This is a genomic window from Pseudomonas sp. TH41 (assembly GCF_016650695.1).
In the GTDB taxonomy this organism is placed as follows: domain Bacteria; phylum Pseudomonadota; class Gammaproteobacteria; order Pseudomonadales; family Pseudomonadaceae; genus Aquipseudomonas.
The window spans coordinates 482,609-503,000 of the sequence record NZ_JAEKFH010000003.1 but is presented as its reverse complement, the minus strand read 5'-3'; the positions used below and the strand labels follow the sequence as shown (position 1 = coordinate 503,000).

Annotated in this window: 19 protein-coding genes; 16 read left to right on the top strand and 3 right to left on the bottom strand. The window is 61.0% G+C overall.

Annotated elements, in window-relative coordinates:
• Nucleotide 1 precedes the first annotated feature (1 nt).
• From kdpA to JFU37_RS04925, 5 genes are all read left to right on the top strand, one after another.
• Nucleotides 2-1,696 (top strand): potassium-transporting ATPase subunit KdpA, encoded by a 1,695-nt coding sequence (kdpA, locus tag JFU37_RS04945; protein WP_201113535.1) that lies wholly within the window; start codon nucleotides 2-4, stop codon nucleotides 1,694-1,696.
• 10 nt (nucleotides 1,697-1,706) lie between these two features.
• Complete coding sequence (kdpB, locus tag JFU37_RS04940) at nucleotides 1,707-3,764, top strand: potassium-transporting ATPase subunit KdpB (RefSeq protein ID WP_201113533.1); 2,058 nt, start codon at nucleotides 1,707-1,709, stop codon at nucleotides 3,762-3,764.
• Between the two features lie 143 nt (nucleotides 3,765-3,907).
• Nucleotides 3,908-4,453, top strand: coding sequence for a potassium-transporting ATPase subunit KdpC (kdpC, locus tag JFU37_RS04935; RefSeq protein ID WP_201113531.1), 546 nt, complete (start codon nucleotides 3,908-3,910; stop codon nucleotides 4,451-4,453).
• Between the two features lie 121 nt (nucleotides 4,454-4,574).
• Entirely contained in the window at nucleotides 4,575-7,220 is a 2,646-nt protein-coding gene (locus JFU37_RS04930) for a sensor histidine kinase (protein WP_201113529.1), read from the top strand.
• 69 nt (nucleotides 7,221-7,289) lie between these two features.
• Complete coding sequence (locus JFU37_RS04925; protein WP_201113527.1) at nucleotides 7,290-7,988, top strand: response regulator; 699 nt, start codon at nucleotides 7,290-7,292, stop codon at nucleotides 7,986-7,988.
• Nucleotides 7,989-8,119: 131 nt separating this feature from the next.
• Here the strand turns inward: JFU37_RS04925 and JFU37_RS04920 are convergent, their stop codons facing one another.
• The gene (locus tag JFU37_RS04920; protein WP_201113525.1) at nucleotides 8,120-9,160 is read right to left on the bottom strand and encodes a patatin-like phospholipase family protein; all 1,041 of its coding nucleotides are present in this window, start codon (nucleotides 9,158-9,160) and stop codon (nucleotides 8,120-8,122) included.
• Between the two features lie 221 nt (nucleotides 9,161-9,381).
• Here JFU37_RS04920 and JFU37_RS04915 point away from each other — a divergent pair, with 221 nt between their 5' ends.
• The 3 genes from JFU37_RS04915 to JFU37_RS04905 all read left to right on the top strand — a co-directional run bounded on the left by JFU37_RS04915 (nucleotide 9,382) and on the right by JFU37_RS04905 (nucleotide 11,485).
• Nucleotides 9,382-9,660: a hypothetical protein gene (locus JFU37_RS04915; RefSeq protein WP_157711547.1), complete on the top strand. Its 279-nt coding sequence runs from the start codon at nucleotides 9,382-9,384 to the stop codon at nucleotides 9,658-9,660.
• A gap of 45 nt (nucleotides 9,661-9,705) precedes the next feature.
• A complete protein-coding gene (locus tag JFU37_RS04910) occupies nucleotides 9,706-10,473 on the top strand; it encodes a CHAD domain-containing protein (protein ID WP_201113523.1) in 768 nt (255 codons plus the stop codon).
• Nucleotides 10,474-10,687: 214 nt separating this feature from the next.
• A complete protein-coding gene (locus JFU37_RS04905) occupies nucleotides 10,688-11,485 on the top strand; it encodes an acyl-CoA thioesterase (RefSeq protein ID WP_201113521.1) in 798 nt (265 codons plus the stop codon).
• Here the strand turns inward: JFU37_RS04905 and JFU37_RS04900 are convergent, their stop codons facing one another.
• Together JFU37_RS04900 and JFU37_RS04895 are read right to left on the bottom strand one after the other, a co-directional pair.
• A complete protein-coding gene (locus tag JFU37_RS04900; RefSeq protein ID WP_201113519.1) occupies nucleotides 11,486-11,851 on the bottom strand; it encodes an Mpo1-like protein in 366 nt (121 codons plus the stop codon). It abuts the gene before it with no gap.
• A gap of 224 nt (nucleotides 11,852-12,075) precedes the next feature.
• A complete protein-coding gene (locus tag JFU37_RS04895; protein ID WP_201113517.1) occupies nucleotides 12,076-13,557 on the bottom strand; it encodes a methyl-accepting chemotaxis protein in 1,482 nt (493 codons plus the stop codon).
• 178 nt (nucleotides 13,558-13,735) lie between these two features.
• Here JFU37_RS04895 and JFU37_RS04890 point away from each other — a divergent pair, with 178 nt between their 5' ends.
• The 8 genes from JFU37_RS04890 (at nucleotide 13,736) to JFU37_RS04855 (ending at nucleotide 20,359) form a co-directional block, all read left to right on the top strand.
• A complete protein-coding gene (locus JFU37_RS04890; protein ID WP_201113515.1) occupies nucleotides 13,736-14,266 on the top strand; it encodes a hypothetical protein in 531 nt (176 codons plus the stop codon).
• Nucleotides 14,267-14,348: 82 nt separating this feature from the next.
• A complete protein-coding gene (locus tag JFU37_RS04885; RefSeq protein WP_054048570.1) occupies nucleotides 14,349-14,540 on the top strand; it encodes a PLDc N-terminal domain-containing protein in 192 nt (63 codons plus the stop codon).
• Nucleotides 14,541-14,802: 262 nt separating this feature from the next.
• On the top strand, nucleotides 14,803-15,678 hold the full coding sequence (gene speE, locus JFU37_RS04880) for a polyamine aminopropyltransferase (protein WP_201113513.1): 876 nt from the start codon (nucleotides 14,803-14,805) through the stop codon (nucleotides 15,676-15,678).
• A gap of 229 nt (nucleotides 15,679-15,907) precedes the next feature.
• Nucleotides 15,908-16,141: a hypothetical protein gene (locus JFU37_RS04875; RefSeq protein WP_201113511.1), complete on the top strand. Its 234-nt coding sequence runs from the start codon at nucleotides 15,908-15,910 to the stop codon at nucleotides 16,139-16,141.
• A gap of 213 nt (nucleotides 16,142-16,354) precedes the next feature.
• A complete protein-coding gene (locus tag JFU37_RS04870) occupies nucleotides 16,355-16,696 on the top strand; it encodes a ribonuclease E inhibitor RraB (RefSeq protein WP_064678940.1) in 342 nt (113 codons plus the stop codon).
• 484 nt (nucleotides 16,697-17,180) lie between these two features.
• On the top strand, nucleotides 17,181-18,590 hold the full coding sequence (locus JFU37_RS04865) for a circularly permuted type 2 ATP-grasp protein (protein ID WP_201113510.1): 1,410 nt from the start codon (nucleotides 17,181-17,183) through the stop codon (nucleotides 18,588-18,590).
• A 12-nt stretch (nucleotides 18,591-18,602) separates the two neighbouring features.
• The gene (locus tag JFU37_RS04860) at nucleotides 18,603-19,553 is read left to right on the top strand and encodes an alpha-E domain-containing protein (RefSeq protein ID WP_201113508.1); all 951 of its coding nucleotides are present in this window, start codon (nucleotides 18,603-18,605) and stop codon (nucleotides 19,551-19,553) included.
• Nucleotides 19,550-20,359, top strand: coding sequence for a transglutaminase family protein (locus JFU37_RS04855; RefSeq protein WP_201113506.1), 810 nt, complete (start codon nucleotides 19,550-19,552; stop codon nucleotides 20,357-20,359). The genes JFU37_RS04860 and JFU37_RS04855 overlap by 4 nt, the downstream gene beginning before the upstream one ends.
• Nucleotides 20,360-20,392 lie beyond the last annotated feature (33 nt).

The following is a 20,392-nucleotide window of genomic DNA, read 5'->3' as shown; positions in this document are numbered from 1 at the left end:
TATGCACAGTTATGACTATTGGCTGATCCTCGCCTTCTTCGCCGTGGTGCTGATCCCGGCACCGTTTCTGGGGCGGTTCTACTACAAGGTGATGGAAGGCCAGCGCACCTGGCTGACACCGATCCTCGGGCCAGTGGAGCGCGGTTGTTATCGGGTGGCCGGCGTTGACCCGCAGGCCGAACAGAGCTGGCAGAAATACACCCTGGCCTTGCTCGCCTTCAACCTTGCGGGCTTTTTGCTGTTGTTCGCGATCCTGTTGTTCCAGGACCACTTGCCGCTGAACCCGCAAAACCTGCCGGGTCAGGAGTGGACGCTGGCGTTCAATACCGCCGTCAGCTTCATGACCAACACCAACTGGCAGGCCTACAGCGGTGAAGCTTCGCTGAGTTACCTCAGTCAGATGGTCGGCCTCACCGTGCAGAACTTCGTCAGTGCCGCCACTGGCCTGGCCGTGTTGGTTGCGCTGTGTCGCGGCATCGGTCGTAAATCGACCAAGACCCTCGGCAACTTCTGGGTCGACATGACCCGCGCCACCCTCTACGGCTTGCTGCCGCTGTGCCTGCTGCTGGCGCTGTACCTGGTCTGGCAGGGCGTGCCGCAAACCTTCGCGCAGTACGTGAATGCCGTGACGATGCAAGGCGTCGATCAGGTGATCCCGCTCGGCCCGGCCGCGAGCCAGATTGCGATCAAGCAACTGGGTACCAACGGCGGTGGCTTCTTCGGCGTCAACTCGGCGCACCCGTTCGAGAACCCGACCGCATGGAGCAACCTGTTCGAGATGGCCTCGATCATTCTGATCCCGGTGGCACTGGTGTTCACCTTCGGCCACTACGTCAAAGACTTGCGTCAGAGCCGTGCGATTGTTGCCTGCATGTTCGCATTGTTCCTGATCGGCGGCGCCACTTCGCTGTGGGCTGAATACCAACCGAACCCGACGCTGAACAATGTCGCCGTCGAACAGACCGCGCCGCTGGAAGGCAAGGAAGCGCGCTTCGGCACCACCGCCACCGTGCTCTGGTCGGTGACCACCACGGCTGCGTCCAATGGTTCGGTCAACGCCATGCACGACAGCCTCAACCCGCTGACCGGCATGGTCGCGCTGGTCAACATGATGGTCGGCGAAGTGATCTTCGGCGGCGTCGGTGCCGGGCTCTACGGCATGTTGCTCAACGTGTTGATCGCGGTGTTCCTCGCCGGCCTGATGATCGGCCGCACCCCGGAATACCTCGGCAAGAAGCTGCAAGCCAAGGAAGTCCAGTTGCTGGTGGTGACCTTGCTGGTGATGCCGGTCGGCGTGCTGGTGCTCGGCGCGATTGCCGCCAGCTTGCCAGGCCCGGTGGCAGCGGTGAGCAACCCCGGTGCCCATGGTTTCAGTCAATTGCTGTACGCCTACACCTCGGCCAGCGCCAACAACGGCTCCGCGTTTGGCGGCTTCAGCGCCAACACCCCGTTTCACAACCTGATGCTGAGCCTGGGTATGTTGATCGGTCGCTTCGGTTACATCCTCCCGGTACTGGCTCTGGCCGGCAGCCTGGCGATGAAGAAAACCGCACCGATTGGCCAGAACAGCTTCCCGACCCACGGCCCGTTGTTCGTGACTTTGCTGACCGTGACCATTTTGCTGGTGGGCGGTTTGACCTTCCTGCCGACCCTGGCGTTGGGCCCGATCGCCGAACATCTGAGCATGGGCTTCTAAGGAGTCAATGATGAATATGCCCGTAACCAAAACCGTCGCCGCCAAGGCGCCGGAGCAACCGAAAACCGCGATCTCGGCCCTCTGGCGCCCGGCGCTGGTGCAAGCCTTCGTCAAGCTCGACCCACGGCAATTGCAGCGTGCACCGGTGATGCTGGTGGTCGAACTGACCGCGATCCTGACCACCGTGCTGTGCTTCATTCCCGACAGCGCCGTACCGACCTTTGTCGCCGCGCAAATCGCGCTGTGGCTGTGGTTCACCGTGCTGTTCGCCAACTTCGCCGAAGCCTTGGCCGAAGGCCGCGGCAAGGCCCGCGCCGACAGCCTCAAGGCCGGCAGCGAAGGTTTGAGTGCTCGCCGTAAAACCACTAACGGCACCTTTCAAGTGGTGCCGGCCACCAGCCTGCGCAAGGGCGACGTGGTGCGCGTCGAAGCCGGGGAAATGATCCCCGGCGATGGCGAGGTGATCGAAGGCATCGCGGCCGTCAACGAAGCGGCGATTACCGGTGAATCCGCGCCGGTGATTCGTGAATCCGGTGGCGACCGTTCGGCCGTTACCGGCAACACCCGACTGGTTTCCGACTGGCTGCTGGTGCGCATCACCGCCAACCCTGGCGAGTCGACACTGGACCGCATGATCGCGTTGGTCGAAGGCGCCAAACGCCAGAAAACCCCGAACGAAGTCGCGCTCGACATCCTGCTGATCGGCCTGACCCTGATCTTCCTGCTGGTGGTCGTGACCCTGCAACCGTTCGCCCACTTCGCTAACGGCAGCCTGCCGCTGGTGTTCCTGGTGGCGTTATTGGTCACGCTGATTCCGACCACCATCGGCGGTTTGTTGTCGGCCATTGGTATCGCCGGGATGGACCGCCTGGTACGGCTGAACGTGATCGCCAAGTCCGGTCGTGCCGTGGAAGCGGCCGGGGACGTGCACGTCCTGCTGCTGGACAAGACTGGCACCATCACCTTCGGTAACCGTCGCTGCACCGCGGTCCATGCCGCACCAGGCGTCAATGCCAAGGAACTGGCCGAGGGCGCGTTGTTCGCCTCGCTGGCCGATGACACGGCTGAAGGCAAATCCATCGTCGAGTACCTGCGCGGGACTCATCCACAACCCGAGCCGGCAACCGAGTTGCTCACTGTAGTGCCGTTCAGCGCCGAGACGCGGTTGTCCGGTGTCGACTATCAGGGCCGCGTGTATCGCAAGGGTGCAGTGGATTCGTTGCTGGCCTTCGTCGGCCTGAAACGCGCCGATCTCGCACCGGCCCTGTCCCGGGAAATCGACAAGATCGCCCAGAGTGGCGGCACGCCATTGCTGGTCTGCGCCGACGGCAAATTGCTCGGCGCGATCCACCTCAAGGACGTGGTCAAGCCCGGCATCCGCGAGCGTTTCGCCGAGTTGCGCAAACTGGGGATTCGCACGGTCATGGTGACCGGCGACAACCCGTTGACCGCTGCGGCGATTGCGGCCGAGGCAGGTGTCGATGACGTGCTGGCCGAAGCCACGCCGGAGAAAAAGCTGGCGCGCATTCGTCACGAGCAGAACGACGGTCGGCTGGTCGCCATGTGTGGCGACGGCGCCAACGACGCCCCCGCATTGGCGCAGGCAGACGTCGGTATGGCGATGAACGACGGGACGCAAGCGGCACGCGAGGCGGCGAACATGGTCGACCTCGACAGCGACCCGACCAAGTTGCTGGACGTGGTGCAGATCGGCAAGGAATTGCTGGTGACTCGCGGCGCGCTGACGACCTTTTCCATCGCCAACGACGTGGCCAAATACTTCGCGATCCTGCCGGCGCTGTTCGCCTCGATCTACCCGCAACTGGGCGTGCTCAACGTCATGCACCTGAGCAGCCCCCAGAGCGCGATTCTCTCGGCGATTGTGTTTAACGCCTTGATCATTGTGGTGCTGATTCCGTTGGCATTGCGTGGGGTGCGGGTGCAGGCGGCGAGTGCGGCGGCGTTGTTGCGGCGCAATCTGCTGATCTATGGATTGGGCGGGATATTGGTGCCGTTTGTGGGCATCAAGGCGATCGACATGCTGTTGACGGCGTTGCATCTGGTTTGACCGAACATCCCCACTGTAGGAGCGAGCTTGCTCGCGATGGTGGTTAACGATAACGCGCCCTTCCTGACACAACGCGGCGCTTTCAAATCCATCGCGAGCAAGCTCGCTCCTACAGATTGTTTTCCGAATTCGAGGATTTTGAAATGTCCGCAATGATACGCCCGGCCTTGAGCCTGTTGGTCCTGATGACCCTGATCACCGGCGTCGCCTACCCTCTGGTCGTCACCGGCGTCGCCCAGGTCGCTTTCCCCGATCAAGCCAACGGCAGCCTGGTGCGCGACGCCGACGGCCACGTGCGTGGCTCGTCGTTGATTGCCCAGGATTTCGTCGGTGACGCCTGGTTTCACCCACGCCCCTCGGCCGGTGCTTTTGCCACGGTGTCGAGCAGCGCCAGCAACCTGTCGCCAAGCAACCCGGCCCTGGCCACGCGGGTGATCGATGATGCCCATAAGCTGCTGGTTCCCGGTCAGGGGCCCGTGCCATTGGCGTTGCTGACCACCTCCGGCAGCGGCCTCGATCCACACTTGCCACCGGCCGCGATTGCCTATCAACTGGCGCGTGTTGCGACGGCGCGTAATCTGCCGGTGTCTACGCTTCAGCAACTGCTGGATGCGCACACCGAGCAGCCGCTGGTGGGGCCGCCGGTGGTCAATGTGCTGGCGCTGAATATCGCGCTGGAAAACCTGTAGATCAAAAGATCGCAGGCTTCGCCAGCTCCTACAGGGTGTACGCCATCCCCTGTAGGAGCTGCCGAAGGCTGCGATCTTTTAGGGCAACACCCCCAATTCAAATCGAACAAGGCAATGACAGATGAGCGACTCCGGCCGCGCCGACGCGCTGTTAGCAGACCTGCCCCGCGATGGCCGTGGCCGGCTCAAGGTCTTTCTCGGTGCCGCGCCCGGCGTCGGCAAGACCTACGCCATGCTGCAAGCGGCCCACACCCAACTGCGTCAAGGCGTGAAAGTCATCGCCGGCGTGGTCGAGACCCATGGCCGCGCCGAAACCGAAGCGCTGCTCGGCGGCTTGCCGCAACAGCCGTTGGTGCGCTCGGAATACCGTGGCGTGATGCTCGAAGAGATGGACCTCGATGGCTTGCTCGCGGCTAAACCGACGCTGGTGCTGGTGGACGAACTGGCCCACACCAATGCCCCTGGCAGCCGCCACATAAAACGCTGGCAGGACATCCAGGAATTGCTCGCCGCCGGCATCGACGTGTTCACCACCGTCAACGTCCAGCACCTGGAAAGCCTTAACGATAAAGTGCGCGGGATTACCGGCGTACAGGTTCGCGAAACCCTGCCGGACTGGGTGCTGCAAGAAGCCTACGAACTGTTGCTGATCGACCTGCCGCCGCGTGAACTGCTGGAGCGCCTGCGCGACGGTAAAGTGTATGTGCCGGAGCAGGCGAGGGCGGCCATCGACGCGTTTTTCACCCAGACCAACCTCACCGCCCTGCGCGAACTGGCGATGCAAACGGCCGCTGCGCAGGTCGACAATGATCTGGCCCAAGGGTATCGCCAGCTCGGCCAGGCTGCACCGGCGGTGCGCGGTCGTTTGCTGGTCGGCGTCGATGGCGATGCTCAGGCCGAACGTTTGGTGCGTCACGCCAGTCGTGTCGCCCAGCGCCGCCATCTGCCGTGGAGCCTGGTGCACGTGGACAACGGCAGCGTGCGTGACGAGCAGTCACGCCTGCGCCTGCAAAGTGCCCAGCAATTGGCCGAACGCCTCGGCGGCGAAGTGGTGTTGCTGCGCGCTGGTGAAGTCGCGAAAACCCTGATTCAACACGCCGCCGAGCGTCGCGCCAGCCTGGTGTTGGTCGGCCAGTCGCGACAGCGTTTACGTCGGCGGTTGTTCGGCGGTGGGCTGGCGTCGCGCTTGCTGCGTGATGCGCGCGGGCTGGAAATCAACGTCCTCGACAGCGATCACGAACAGCATCCGCCGCGTCAGCGTTCGGCACAGTCGCTGGTAGGGTTCGACTACGCCCTGGCCATTGTGGCGACGGTGTTGGCCAGTGCGTTGGCCTGGGGCGTGGCCAGCGTCTTGCCGCTACCGAACATTTCCCTGGTGTTCCTCGCCGCCGTGTTGCTGGTGGCGGTGCGCAGCAGCCTCGGGCCGTCGTTGGCCTGTGCGGCGCTGTCGTTTTTGACCTATGACTTTCTGTTCATCCCGCCGAATTTCTCTTTCAGCATCCAGCGCGAAGAAGACGTGCTGACCTTGCTGTTCTTCCTGCTGATGGCGGCGCTCACCGGTAACCTCGCGGCGCGTCAACGGCGGCAACTGCAGGCGTTGCGCGACACTCAGGAAGAGACCACCGAACTGCTCGACCTGTCGCGCAAACTCACAGCCGCCACCGACCGTCAGGCGGTGGTCAGCGCCGCTGCCCAGCACTTGAACGGCTGGAGTGATCTGCAACTGTGCCTGCTCAATCGCGACGGACAGTCGGGCTGGAAAGTCGAAACCGGCGGCCCGCTGGAACTGACCGAAGCCGAACGCGCCGCCGCCGATTGGGCCTGGCAACACGATCAGCCAGCGGGCGCGGGGACGGGCACGCTGCCGTTCGGGCGTTGGTGGTGGTGGCCGCTGTCGGTGGAAGACGGACCGCTGGCGTTGCTCGGCGTGTGTGCCAAAGAAGGCCAGACCTTGAGTGGCCAGCGTCGGCGATTGCTCACTGCGTTGAGTCAGCCACTGGCGCAAGCGCTGGCCCGTGCGCAACTGGCCGAGGACCTCGAAGCGGCACGGCTGCACGGCGAGACCGAGCAACTGCGCAGCGCCTTGCTGGCGTCGGTGTCCCACGATTTGCGTACGCCGCTGACCTCGATGCGCGGCAGCATTGACAGTCTGTTGGCCCTCGGCGAAGCGATCCCGCTAGAGGATCGCCGCGAGCTGCTCGAAGGCACCCGCGATGAAGCCGAGCGCCTCGACCGCTACATTCAAAACCTGCTGGACATGACCCGCCTTGGTCACGGTGCGCTGAAACTGGCACGGGACTGGGTGTCGCCAGCCGACATTGTCGGCAGTTCGCTCAATCGCCTGCGCGCGGTGCTCGCGCCGTTGCAGGTGACCACCGAAGTGCCGCCCGAGTTGCCGTTGCTCTTTGTACACGCCGCGCTGATCGAACAGGCGCTGGTCAACGTGCTGGAAAATGCCGCACGGTTTTCACCCGCTCACGGGCGTCTACAATTGAACGCCGGAGCCGACGACAACGAGCTGTTTTTCTCGGTGAGCGATGAGGGGCCGGGGATTCCAGAGGAGGAGCGGGCGAAGATTTTCGACATGTTCTACACCGCTGCGCGAGGTGATCGTGGCGGGCAGGGCACCGGGCTGGGGCTGGCGATTTGTCAGGGCATGGTCGGTGCTCATGGCGGGCGGATCAGCGTTGCCGACGGCATCGAAGGGCGCGGCACGTGCATCACGCTGCACTTGCCCTTGCAGGAGCAGCCCGCCTTTGAAATTTGAAAGCTGAAGGTGAGCGCTAAAAGTGAAGCCTGATACCCTTCTCAAATCCCCATGCTGCGATCAGACACCATGAGCCAGACCGCGACCATTTTAGTCATTGACGACGAACCACAAATCCGCAAATTCCTGCGCATCAGCCTCGTCTCCCAAGGCTACAAAGTGCTGGAGGCCGGCACCGGTACCGAAGGCCTGGCGCAAGCTGCGCTGAACAAGCCGGACCTGCTGGTGCTCGACCTCGGCCTGCCGGACATGGACGGCCAACAGGTGCTGCGCGAGTTTCGCGAATGGTCGACGGTGCCGGTGCTGGTGCTGTCGGTACGCGCCAGTGAAGGGCAGAAAGTCGAAGCGCTCGATGGCGGCGCCAATGATTACGTGACCAAACCGTTTGGCATCCAGGAATTCCTCGCCCGGGTGCGTGCCTTGCTGCGTCAGGCCCCGGTTGGCGAGGCTCAACAAGCGGCACTCACCTTCGGCCCATTGACCGTGGACCTGGCGTATCGCCGGGTGCTGCTCGATGGCGTTGAAGTGGGGTTGACCCGCAAGGAATACGCCGTGCTGGCGCAACTGGCGCGGCATCCGGGGCGAGTCATCACCCAGCAGCAACTGCTCAAGGATATTTGGGGGCCGACCCATACCGAAGACAGCCACTATTTGCGGATTGTGGTAGGGCATTTGCGGCAGAAACTGGCGGATGATCCGACTCAGCCAAGGTTCATCGTGACCGAGGCTGGGGTTGGGTATCGGTTGTTGAGTGAGGGTGGTCTTTAGTTCAGTGGTGGCTGATCTGGCGCTTTCGCGAGCAAGCCCGCTCCCACACTTGACCGTATTTAACTGAAGAACTCGGTCAAATGTGGGAGCGGGCTTGCTCGCGAAGGGGCCCTATCATTCACTCAAGTACTTCAGGATTCCCGCTCATTCTCATACCGATCCAACGTATCCCGCGCAATCTGTCGCCCCAGCGCGATCAGCTCCGGCGCCTTGTAGAACTCGAAAAACCGGCACACCCGCTTCGGCACGTTGATCAAAACATCCGGCGGATAACCGGCGATCTTGTACTGCGCCAGTGAGGTCTGCATCACCTCGAAACTCTGGTTGATCAGGTCCAGCAACGAGGCCGGCCCGACGTTGTCGATAATGAACGAGCCCGTGGCGGACTTCGGCGCGCCGTCGCGTTCAGGGGCGGCCGCGGGTTGCTGGGCTTCGGGTTCGGCGGATTCGATCCAGGGGTTGATCTCGGCCGCTTCTGCCAGCAACGCTTCTTTTTCCAGCAGCAGCAATTTTTCCGCCTGTTTGCGGCGGAAGGGCAATTTCGAACCCAGTGAGGTGATCAGGCTGTCGAAGCGACTCTTGAACGCCGCCGGGCGCTGGATCACCGGCAGTTGATAATGGCGCTGGTTGGTGGAGTTGAGGTTGACCGCGATGATCAGGTCGCAATGACTCGACACCACGGGCACGATCGGCAGCGGATTGAGAATACCGCCGTCCACCAGCATGCGATTACCCTGCATCACCGGCGTGAACAGGCTGGGAATCGCCGCCGAGGCGCGCATGGCCTGGTGCAGGCAACCTTCCTGGAACCAGATTTCCTGCTGGTTGGTCAGGTCCGTGGCCACCGCCGTGTAGGGGATGCGCAGGTCTTCGATATTGATCTCGCCGACGATCTTGCGGATCTGCCCGAACACTTTCTCGCCGCGAATCGCACCCAGACGGAAGCTGACGTCCACCAGCCGCAAGACGTCGAGGTAGTCCAGACTCTCGATCCAGTTGCGATATTCATTGAGTTTGCCGGCGGCGTAGATCCCGCCGACCACCGCGCCCATGGAGCAGCCGGCAATGCAGGCGATGTCGTAACCCCGTCGTTCGATCTCTTCAATGACACCGATATGGGCATAGCCCCGGGCTCCACCTGAGCCCAGCACCAGTGCGACGCGCTTTTTCATGAATCGCCCTCGTCTGACAAGGTTTAACAATGCACCTATCAAGGGGCGTGCTTCAATCGTTAAGGTCGTTCGGTGGGGGAGGACGTCGTTTTTTCGACACTTCTATGGCGGCACATGCTTATTCTCGCGAGCGCTATAGTTTCCTCTGGCGATCAAAGGCACTTTTCACGTGCCAGACCGTCTTACCTGCACAATTGTTGACCTGACTTGAGGTGTTATTGATGAAAGCCTGGATCTGTGTGCCTTTGATTGCCTTGGCACTCGCCGGTTGTGCCGGCAAAACCGCTTACCGCGACAGCTGCGGTAGCCAGATCGATGCCGCGTGGCATGAGCTGGACCTGGCCAAGGCCGAGGGGTTCGCCGGGACGGTCAGTTACTCCAAAGCCCTGTCGCTGTTGACCGGCGCCAAGACCCAGCAGCAATTTGAAGCGTACGAGGGCTGTACCAGCAAGGCCGAAAAAGCCCGCTTCTACATTCGTGAGTCACGTGCGGGCCGTTGAGGCATGATGTAAGGCCTCAAGGGAATTCGATTCAGGGAGCAAGCGATGTCTGCCTTGGTTGATCGATTAGTGGCTCATGTCCTGAGCCTTGAAGTCCGTTTGCTGGCCTGTCAGGCACGCTTGAGCGCCCGCACCGACCCTGAAGCATTGCATGAACTGCGCACCACGGTTCGCCGTTTGCGCAGCCTGCTGCGACCCTTGCGCGGCTTGCCTGGCGTCGAGCAGCTGGAAGCCGCGGCGTCCGGCGTAGGCCAACTGACCACGCCATTGCGTGATCGCGAAGTGCTGGCGGCGTACTTGCTCCAGCACGAGCAACCGGAGGCGGCGCAACGGCGCATGGCGCAGATGGCCGAGGCTTATCCGGCCGTGGCCGTGAGCCCGGAGCTTGCGCAGTTGCTGATGATCCTCGACGCCTTTCCGCGTTTTTTGCGGGCCGCCCAGCGTCAGGGTTTGCTTAAGGGCTTACGTCCTCGCATCGAAAAACGCCTGGCCAAGCAATGGAAGAAACTCGATCAGGCCCTGCACGATCCTGCCCATGATCGTCATCGCTTGCGCCTGCTGATCAAGCGCGTGCGCTACGGCATCGAAGCCTATCCCGAACTTGATCGGCTGCCGAAACCAGCGATGCCCAGACTCAAATCCGCCCAGGGTGCGTTGGGCGATTGGCACGATTGCTGGCAATGGCTGGCCAGGGCCGAGCAGGAGGCCGATTTGCAACCCTGCATCGCGGTCTGGAAAACCACCATGGCCCAGGCCGAAGGTCGTGCCGACCGGGTTCTCGACAAACTCAGCGCCGCCTGTTTCAAATCCTGACCCCTGTAGGAGCGAGCTTGCTCGCGATGGACGTCAACGATAACGCTGCAAATCTGATACCCCGGTGCTCTCAGGTTCATCGCGAGCAAGCTCGCTCCTACATACAGCGTATGTATCCGGCTTTTCTGTCAGTTAATTTGGCCGAATCAGGCACTGTGCTGTCATTACAGGCTGGTTAAGATTCCTTCATCCTTTTCCTGCCTTTGAGGTTTGCATGCGCTTTTCCGATCTGCTCGACGCCGTCCGCAGCCAGCCACTGGCGCTGTCTATTCCGGCCGAATGGGCGCAGGGGCGTGCCAGTTTCGGTGGCCTGGTGGCCGCCTTGCAATACGAAGTCATGCGCGCAAAAGTCCCGGCGGATCGTCCGGTGCGCTCGCTGGCGATTACCTTTGTCGGCCCGGTCGAGCCTGAAGTGCCGGTCAGCTTTGAAGTCGATGTATTGCGTGAAGGCAAAGCTGTCAGCCAGGTGCTGGGCCGCGCGATGCAGAAGGGCCAGGTGGTGACGTTGATTCAGGGCAGCTTCGGTGCGTCGCGTCCGTCCGAAGTGGCGGTGACTGCCCTCCCGGCACCCGAGATGAAGCACTGGGACGACTGCCAGGAACTGCCTTACATCAAAGGTGTGACCCCGGAGTTCATGCGGCACCTGGCGATGCGCTGGAGCGTCGGTGGCCTGCCGTTCACGGGCAATAAATCCCGTGAAATGGGCGGTTGGGTGCGCTTGCGTGGGGATGTGAAGGAAGAAGCGGTCAGCGAATCGCACATCCTGGCGCTAGTGGACGCCTGGCCACCGGCCCTGTTGCCGCACCTGAAAAAGCCGGCGATGGGCAGCACGCTGACCTGGACCATCGAATTCGTTCAGCCGTTGCTGGAGTTGAGCACGCTGGACTGGTGCAAATACCTGGTTGAAATCGAGTATGCCGCCGACGGCTACGGTCATGCGGCCGCGAAGCTGTGGAGCGCACAGGGTCAGTTGATTGCCATGAGCCGGCAGACGGTGACGATTTTCGCCTGATCAGTGACGACGGTGGCGCTCACGCCAGGCGCGCCACCAGCCGCCGCTCAGGAAAAACCGTGGAAAGGTCAGAAACTGTTCGACCATCAGGCGGGACACCGCGTCTTTGCGATCGCTGAAGGGCTCGGAGGCCTGCGCCTCCAGGCTGTGACCGTGGCGTTGCAGGCCTAAAGCGGCCAGCAGGCCGATAACGCCAATCGCGATGTTCACAAAGCTCAAGCTGAACACCCCGGAAACAAGCAGCAGAAACGCCACGATGAACAGCGGCACGGCAATCAGGTGCAGCACCAGATTGGTCGGGTGCTGGTGATTGTTCGGGTACGCTCGCCATTGCCAGGCGGGAAGGTTGGGGTGACGTTTGCCCATGACGTAAATCCTCGATCCATGTTGAACACATGATTGAAGAATAGGCCCGGCCAATGGGGGCGGCGAATCGAGGTTGGCTATTGGATCGATAGGGCTTCATGGTCAATATTGATGTGACCGCGCTGACGCCTTCGCGGGCAAGCCCGCTCCCACAATGACCGAGTTGATCGGTAAATGTAATCAACGCTGAACCTGTGGGAGCGGGCTTGCCCGCGAAGGGTTCCTTAGAGTTTCAACTGCCCTATAGCCTTGCTCAATTCCCCCGCCAACGCCGCCAATTCATTACTGGTGGTCGCCGAATCCACCGTCTGCTGCACCGTGTTCTCGGTCACGTCGCGAATGCTCACCACCGCCCGATTCATCTCTTCCGCCACCTGGCTCTGCTGCTCGGCCGCCACCGCAATCTGCGTGTTGCTTTCGCGCATCTGCGCCACCGCATGGGTGATTTCCGCCAGTGCTGCCCCGGCCTCTTGCGCCTGCTGTACGCAATCGTCAGCCTTGAACGAGCTTTCCTGCATGAAATCTACCGCATCACGCGTCCCGGCCTGCAACGCGGAAACCATCAGGGTGATCTCGTCCGTGGAAGTCTGCACACGCTTGGCCAGGTTGCGTACCTCATCGGCCACGACTGCAAAACCGCGCCCCATTTCACCCGCGCGTGCGGCCTCGATGGCGGCGTTCAGGGCCAGCAGATTGGTCTGCTCGGCGATGCTGTGAATCACACTGACCACGCCGTTGATCTTCTGACTGTCCTCGGCCAGACGCTGAATCATCTCGGCGGTCTGCTGAACGCCTGTGGATAACCCGGCAATCGACTGCTGCACCCGACTCACCACTGCCTGCCCGCTGCCGGCCAGGGTATCGGCGGTTTGCGAGAGGTCGCGGGTGGCGCCGGCGTGTTGGGCGATGTGATAAACCGTCGCGGTCATTTCGTTGATCGCCGTGGCGGCCTGATCGGTCTCGCTTTGCTGGCCGAGCATGCCGTGGCGCACTTCGTTCATGCTCAATGCAAGCCGCGCGGCACCGACATCCAGTTGCCGGGCCGTGCTGGCAACGGTGTTGACCACCCGCTGATAGCCGGCCTGCATGGCATTGAAAGCGTTGGCCATCTGCCCGACTTCGTCCGTGCAGGCCAGCGGCACACGCGCCGACAGGTCGCCGGTTTTCTCGACGTGCAGCATCACGTCTTTCAGGGTGTTGAGCTGGCTGAGAAGGAAGCGGATCAACAGTTGCGAAGCGCCGAGCATCGCCAGCATCAGAATGAACACCGCCACCGCGTAGTTGGCGAAACGCTCGCCGAACACTTGGGTCAGGCTGGGACCATAGGCAATCACCGCCAGCTGTTGACCGTCGGCGCGCGTGAACACCTCAGCGCCCATCAACGGGTTTTCGCCGAACAGCGGCATAGCGTTGATATCGACCCAGCCATTTGTATCGGTCAGTTCCAATACCGGCTGCCCGTTCAGCAACGGTGCCTGCCCTCGACTGAATGTCAGCAGGTTATCGGCCTTCGGCAGCGGTTGCCCGGCGGGCCAGGCGTTGAGCAATCGCGCCTGAGCCTGGACCGACACATGGGCGGCGTGGCTGCGGGCTTGTTGTTCGAGCTGTACGGCGTACAACACCAGCAGCAGGGTGGTGAAGAGGGCCACGGCGTTGACCGCCCAGAATTTGTATTTCAGCGAGATGTTGCTAAGCCAGGCACCCATGGAGGTCTTCTCTGATAGCGGAAACAGTTTCGGCAAGGTGCCAGTATTGTGCCGCTGCTCAGCGCGTCGGTTCTTGATGTGGATCAACCTCTTCGGCCGCGCGCCCGCACAGCAATTGCAGTGCGGAATGCGCTATCCTTCGCGCCTTCAAAATTCCTTCGCTACAGGATTACGCCCCATGAAAGCCGCACTCGTCGAACTCATCAGCAAAATCAGCTCCGGGTGCATGAGCGATGACGAAATCCTGAAAGTCGCTGACGAAGCGGCCCAGGCCTACGCCGATCAAGGGGCTTTTCTGACGGCCAATCCGGACATCAACTACGACGACACGTTCCCGATGCCGCTGGGCGAGTGGGTCGTCGTCGGCAGTCTGCCGGAAACCGTGTTGTTCCAGGCCGACACCTACATGGACCTGTTTGCCCAGATCGTCGCCTCGTTCGGCCCCGGCGTGGACTTCAATATCAAGCCCAAACAACTGGCCAAGACCGAAGCCCTGACCGCGCTTAATCGCATTCAGGTGCAGATGAGCAGCATGAACAAGGAAAACGGCGGCTACGTGCTGATGAACTTCAGCCAATTGCTCGACGACGAACTGCAAGTGGTGCTGGTCTACGGCAACGACGTGCCACGCGTGCTCGAATTGTGCGCCGAAGTCGGCATCGCGGCCGCGCCCTCCCTGGAAGCCCTGAAAGTGGCCATCCACGTCTGAAGCCTTAAGGGCGCTAATAAAACGGAACCCTCGCAATGGCCGGCTATCCTAAGAGGGCATACCACTCATAGGGAGCGTCACCATGGGTTCCACGTTCAACGGTCTGGTTGGCCTGATTATTCTTGCCCTGGACATCTGGGCAATCATCAACGTGCTGAAAAGTGGCGCCGAAACCGGGATGAAAATCATCTGGGTGCTGCTGATCCTGTTGCTGCCGGTTCTGGGCCTGATCATCTGGGCCATCGCCGGACCTCGCGGCAACGTCCGGATCTGACCGATTCCCGCAAGCAACAACGAACCTGTGGGAGCTGGCTTGCCTGCGATGCAGGCGACGCGGTCTGTCAGTTAAGCCGCGGCGATCCCTTCGCGGGCAAGCCACGCTCCCACAAGGGATTAGGTCAAGCCATCAAGTGACGTTCGACCTGTCATCTTCCGCGACGTAGAATGCGCGCCTTTCCCGGCCAATCGAACAGATCGATTGGCCATCATGGGCGGGTAACCGTCCGTTGCCACCCGCATTTATCGGAGCACTTCCCATGAGCAACACTCCCACCAGCGAATACCTGGAAACCCTCTACGAAGGCTACGGCCAGCGTTTTCGCATGGAAAAACTGCTGCACGAAGTGCGTACCGAACACCAGCACCTGGTGATCTTCGAAAACCCGCGCATGGGCCGGGTGATGGCGCTGGACGGTGTGATCCAGACCACCGAAGCCGACGAGTTCATCTACCACGAAATGCTCACCCACGTGCCGATCCTGGCGCACGGCACCGCCAAGCGCGTGCTGATTATCGGTGGCGGCGACGGCGGCATGCTGCGTGAAGTGGCCAAGCACCGCAGCATCGAGCACATCACCATGGTCGAAATCGACGGCACCGTGGTCGACATGTGTAAAGAGTACCTGCCGAACCACTCCAAAGGCGCGTTTGAAGACCCACGCCTGAACCTGGTGATCGACGACGGCATGCGTTTCGTCGCCACCACCACTGAAAAATTCGACGTGATCATTTCCGACTCCACCGACCCGATCGGTCCGGGCGAAGTACTGTTCTCCGAGAACTTCTACCAGGCCTGCCGTCGCTGCCTGAACGAAGGCGGCATCCTGGTGACCCAGAACGGCACGCCGTTCATGCAAATAGAAGAAGTCAAAACCACCGCCGGCCGCCTGCGCAGCCTGTTCCCGGACTGGCACTTCTATCAGGCCGCTGTGCCGACTTACATTGGCGGTTCGATGACTTTTGCCTGGGGCGCGACCAATACCGCCTATCGCAAATTGTCCCGTGAAACCCTGCAACAGCGCTTTACCGGGAGCGGCATCATCACCCGCTACTACAATCCAGAAATACACATTGGCGCGTTCGCCTTGCCGCAATACGTCCTGCAGGCCGTGAACAAGCCAAGCAACGACTAAAGGTTTACGCCCACCCCCCATGTAGGAGCGAGCTTGCTCGCGATGGTCGTGAACGATGACGCTTGCTGTCTGGAAACAAGCGTCGCCTTCAAGTTCATCGCGAGCAGGCTCGCTCCCACAGGTTTTGTGTCTATTTCATGCCTGCGCGTTGTGATCCGTTGAACGATCAGTCAGGGCAAAAGTCCAGATAGATGTAAGCCCATTTGCGGGTTTGATCGAGGAGGCACTGATGCAAAAGTGGAAAATCACTTTCGTGGACGATCACGGCGAAACAGTCGACGAGGTCTTTGAGTGCGACGAGTGCCCGGATAATGAGCACGCCGCCAAACTCATCAAGGCCCGGCTCCTTCCTGTCGCCGCTGAACTGGATCTGAATGATCTGGAAGGGCGAACCGCGGATGCGAGCGTCAAAAGTCTTAAAGCCCAGAACAGCATCCAAATCCTCGGCATCACGCCAATCTGAACTTCTCCTGTCACATTCTCAACCAGACCTTGGCAGCGCCTCTGTCTTGAGGCTACTCTGCAAGCGAGATCAGCGAACGGATCGCTAAGGTCTGGTCTTGTCAGCTACATGCTTGTTTCCCATCGGCAACGTGTTTGTCGCATCGCCTTCACCATTCGGTTGCGGGCGTTGGGAGTACGGAAAGTCTATCCATCAGTTTGAGGAGGACGTTTCATGAGCACAGCCTATCAAGAAGACATCAGCAGCTCGGTACTGCGCCGCATGAAAGAAGGCGGTTTCGACTTTTCACGGTTCCATCCCATCGAGTTCTACGCCATTTTCCCGGACGAGGAGCGGGCACGCAGGGCGGCAGGGCATTACTGTGGTGAATCCTTGAATGCACAAATCAGCGTGCGCGACGACGGTGCGTGGTACCTGGAACTGAGCAAAGTGATGTACGCGACCTATGACGGCATCGGTGACTTTGAGCAGGACTTCGAGGCAGTGGTTGAGCCTTTGGGTGGCATTATCGAAGGATGGGGCGTCAAGCAGGAGGTACGAGGGCGACTCGCATAACACTATGAACAGCGACAACACTCAGCAACGGCTGACCTCAGGGTTGGCCGTTTTCGTTTTCGCGGGTACGAAAATCAACATCAAAAGATCGCAGCCTGCGCCAGCTCCTACATTTGGATGGCGTACACCCTGTAGGAGCTGCCGCAGGCTGCGATCTTTTGACCTTGCTTTTGATTCACAACATTTCAAAAAGGCAAAAAAAACCGCCTGAGCAGGCGGCTAAAGGGAAGTTCGGTGAGCATTTACAGCGAATGCGCGAATTATCCGCATCGACAGCCAGGCAGTGAAATCAACTCTGGCTATGCTGGTGATAGGCGACAACTTCGCCTTGCAATGAAGCGGGGGCGATCAGGTGGGGGCGTTTGCTGCACAGGGTTGGTGCAGTGTTAGCGGCTTGATAATCCAACTGATTGATATCAAAGCGTTTCTGCCGATGGCACGGGCCTTGCGAAGGCCTGGATGTCCGGGTGACAAGGAGTACGGCATGATCCGCACCTATTTTGATGAGATGTACGATGCCGGCGGCCAGGTCCGCCCGCATTATCGGGAGTTTGCCCGTTGGCTGGCCGAAACGCCTGACGAGCTGTTGGCACAACGGCGACGCGAGGCCGATCTGTTATTTCATCGCGCCGGGATTACCTTCACGCTCTACGGTGATGAGCAGGGGACAGAGCGTCTGATTCCCTTCGACACCATTCCGCGCAGCATCCCCGCCAGTGAATGGCGGATCGTTGAACGCGGCTGCATCCAGCGGGTCAAGGCGTTGAATATGTTTCTCGCCGATCTGTATCACGAGCAGCGCATCATCAAGGCCGGCATCATCCCGGCCGAGCAAGTGCTGGCCAACGAGCAATACCAGTTGGCGATGCAAGGGCTGGATTTGCACCGGGATATCTATTCCCACATCTCCGGTGTCGATTTGGTGCGCGATGGCGACGGCACGTACTACGTGCTTGAAGACAATCTTCGTACACCCAGCGGCGTGAGCTACATGCTCGAAGACCGCAAGATGATGATGCGACTGTTCCCCGAATTGTTCGCGGCCCAGCGCATCGCGCCCATCGATCACTATCCGAACCTGTTGCTCGACACGCTGAAAAGCTCCAGTCCGATCGATAACCCGAGCGTGGTGGTACTGACACCAGGGCGTTTCAACAGCGCGTTTTTCGAGCATGCGTTTCTGGCCCGGGAAATGGGCGTAGAACTGGTGGAGGGCGCGGACCTGTTCGTGCGTGACGACAGGGTGTTCATGCGCACTACGGACGGGCCGAAAGCCGTCGACGTGATCTACCGTCGCCTCGACGATGCCTTTCTCGATCCGCTGGCGTTCAACCCGGACTCGATGCTCGGCGTCCCAGGGCTGCTGTCGTCGTACCGATCCGGCAACGTGGTGCTCGCCAATGCCATCGGCACCGGGGTCGCGGACGACAAGTCGGTGTACCCATTCGTCACTGACATGATCCGTTTCTACCTGGATGAAGAACCGATCCTGAAGAACGTGCCGACGTTTCAGTGTCGAAACCCTTCTGAACTGTCCCACGTACTGGCCAATCTTCCAGACCTGGTGGTCAAGGAAACCCAGGGCTCTGGCGGGTACGGAATGCTGGTCGGGCCGGCCGCGACGGCGGCGGAAATCGAGTCGTTCCGCGCCCGCATCAAGGCCAAGCCCCACGCGTACATCGCACAACCGACGTTGTCCCTGTCGACCTGTCCGACCTTTGTCGAAAACGGCATCGCTCCACGCCACATCGACCTGCGTCCGTTTGTGTTGTCTGGTCGCGAAACCCGGGTTGTGCCCGGCGGTTTGACCCGTGTTGCCCTGCGCGAAGGCTCCCTGGTGGTGAATTCCTCCCAGGGCGGCGGAACCAAGGACACCTGGGTGGTCGAGGATTGAAGGAAGCCTGCCATGTTAAGTAGAACTGCCTCGGATTTGTATTGGATGTCGCGTTACCTGGAGCGGGCGGAAAACCTCGCTCGGATGCTCGACATCAGTTATTCGCTGTCGCTCATGCCACAGGATGGTCGCGGTGACGGTTTGCATGAACTGGCCATGCCGCTGTTGATCACCGGCACGCTGGACGATTACCTGGAGCGCCACGGCGAACTGCACGCCGAACGACTCCTGCACTTTTTTGCGTTGGACGCGGCCAACCCGGCGAGCATCTACAGTTGCCTCGGTTCGGCGCGGGCCAGCGCCCATGCCGTGCGTGGGCGAATCACCGCCGACATGTGGGAAAACATCAACGCCACCTGGCTGGAAATTCGCGGGATTGCCGACCAGGGCTTGAGTCGCTACGGCATGAGCCGTTTCTGTGAGTGGATCAAGGAGCGTTCCCACCTGTTCCGTGGCGCGTCCTACGGCACCATCATGCGCAACGACGCGTTCCGTTTCATTCGGCTGGGGACGTTTATCGAACGGGCTGACAACACGTTGCGCCTGCTCGATGCCCGTTACGAAATGGCCGGTGATCGGGCCGAAGCGGTCAGCGACGGCACGGCTCACGCCTATTACCAGTGGAGCGCTTTGTTGCGGGCCCTGTCGTCGTTCGAGGCCTACACCGAGATCTACCGCGATGCGCCCGGCGCCCGGCATGTGGCCGAGCTGTTGCTGTTGCGCGCTGACGTTCCGCGCTCCTTGCGCGCCTGCACCGAAGAAATCGACCAAATCCTCGCCCAGTTGCCGGGCGCCAACGGACGTCCCGCGCAACGTCTGGCAGCGGAGATGGACGCGCGCCTGCGTTACACCGGCATCACTGAAATTCTCGATGAAGGCCTGCATGCATGGCTGACCGAGTTCATCCCGCTGGTGCGCCAGTTGGGCAATGCCATTCACAGTTCTTACCTGGAGGCTGCATGAGACTTTCCATTAGCCACGAGACCACCTATCACTACGAAGATCAGGTGCGGGCGAGCATCCAGTACCTGCGACTGACCCCCCACGACAGCGAGCGCCAGCATGTGCTCAGCTGGCAGCTCGACCTGCCGCGCCCGGTGCGTGCGCAACTCGATCCGTTCGGCAACATCCTGCACGTACTGACCATGGACGAGCCCCACGAGGCGATCATCATCGGCGCCCGTGGCCAGGTGGATATCGACGAACTTCGCGAAGCAGAGCATGAGAGCCAGTCGGCGCTGCCGTTCCTGCGTTTCACCCGGTTGACCGAGGCCGACGAAGGTCTGCGCGCGTTCGCGGAAAAGGAATGCAAAAAGCGCCGGGATCGTACGGCGCTGATTGACTTGATGCAGGGTTTGAACCAGCACATGACCTACACGCCGGGTTCCACCGAAGTGGACACCAGCGCCGCCCAGGCCTTCGCCGGGCGCGCGGGCGTCTGCCAGGATCATACCCATGCATTTCTGGCCTGTACCCGCAGCCTGGGCATTCCGGCGCGCTATGTGTCGGGGTATTTATACAGCGAAAACAGCGAACACCTGGCCAGTCACGCCTGGGCCGAAGCCTGGCTCGATGACGCCTGGTACAGCTTTGACGTCACCAACGAACTGGCTCGGCCCGAGCGCCATTTGAAACTGGCGGTGGGCCTGGATTACCTGGATGCGTGCCCGGTACGCGGCATGCGCCGGGGCGGTGGTTGCGAGCAGATGCATGCGAAGGTGTTTGTGTCGCCGACACCGATGCCGGTTATCTCCGTCCAACAGCAATAATGTAGGAGCGAGCTTGCTCGCGAAGGTGTGTCA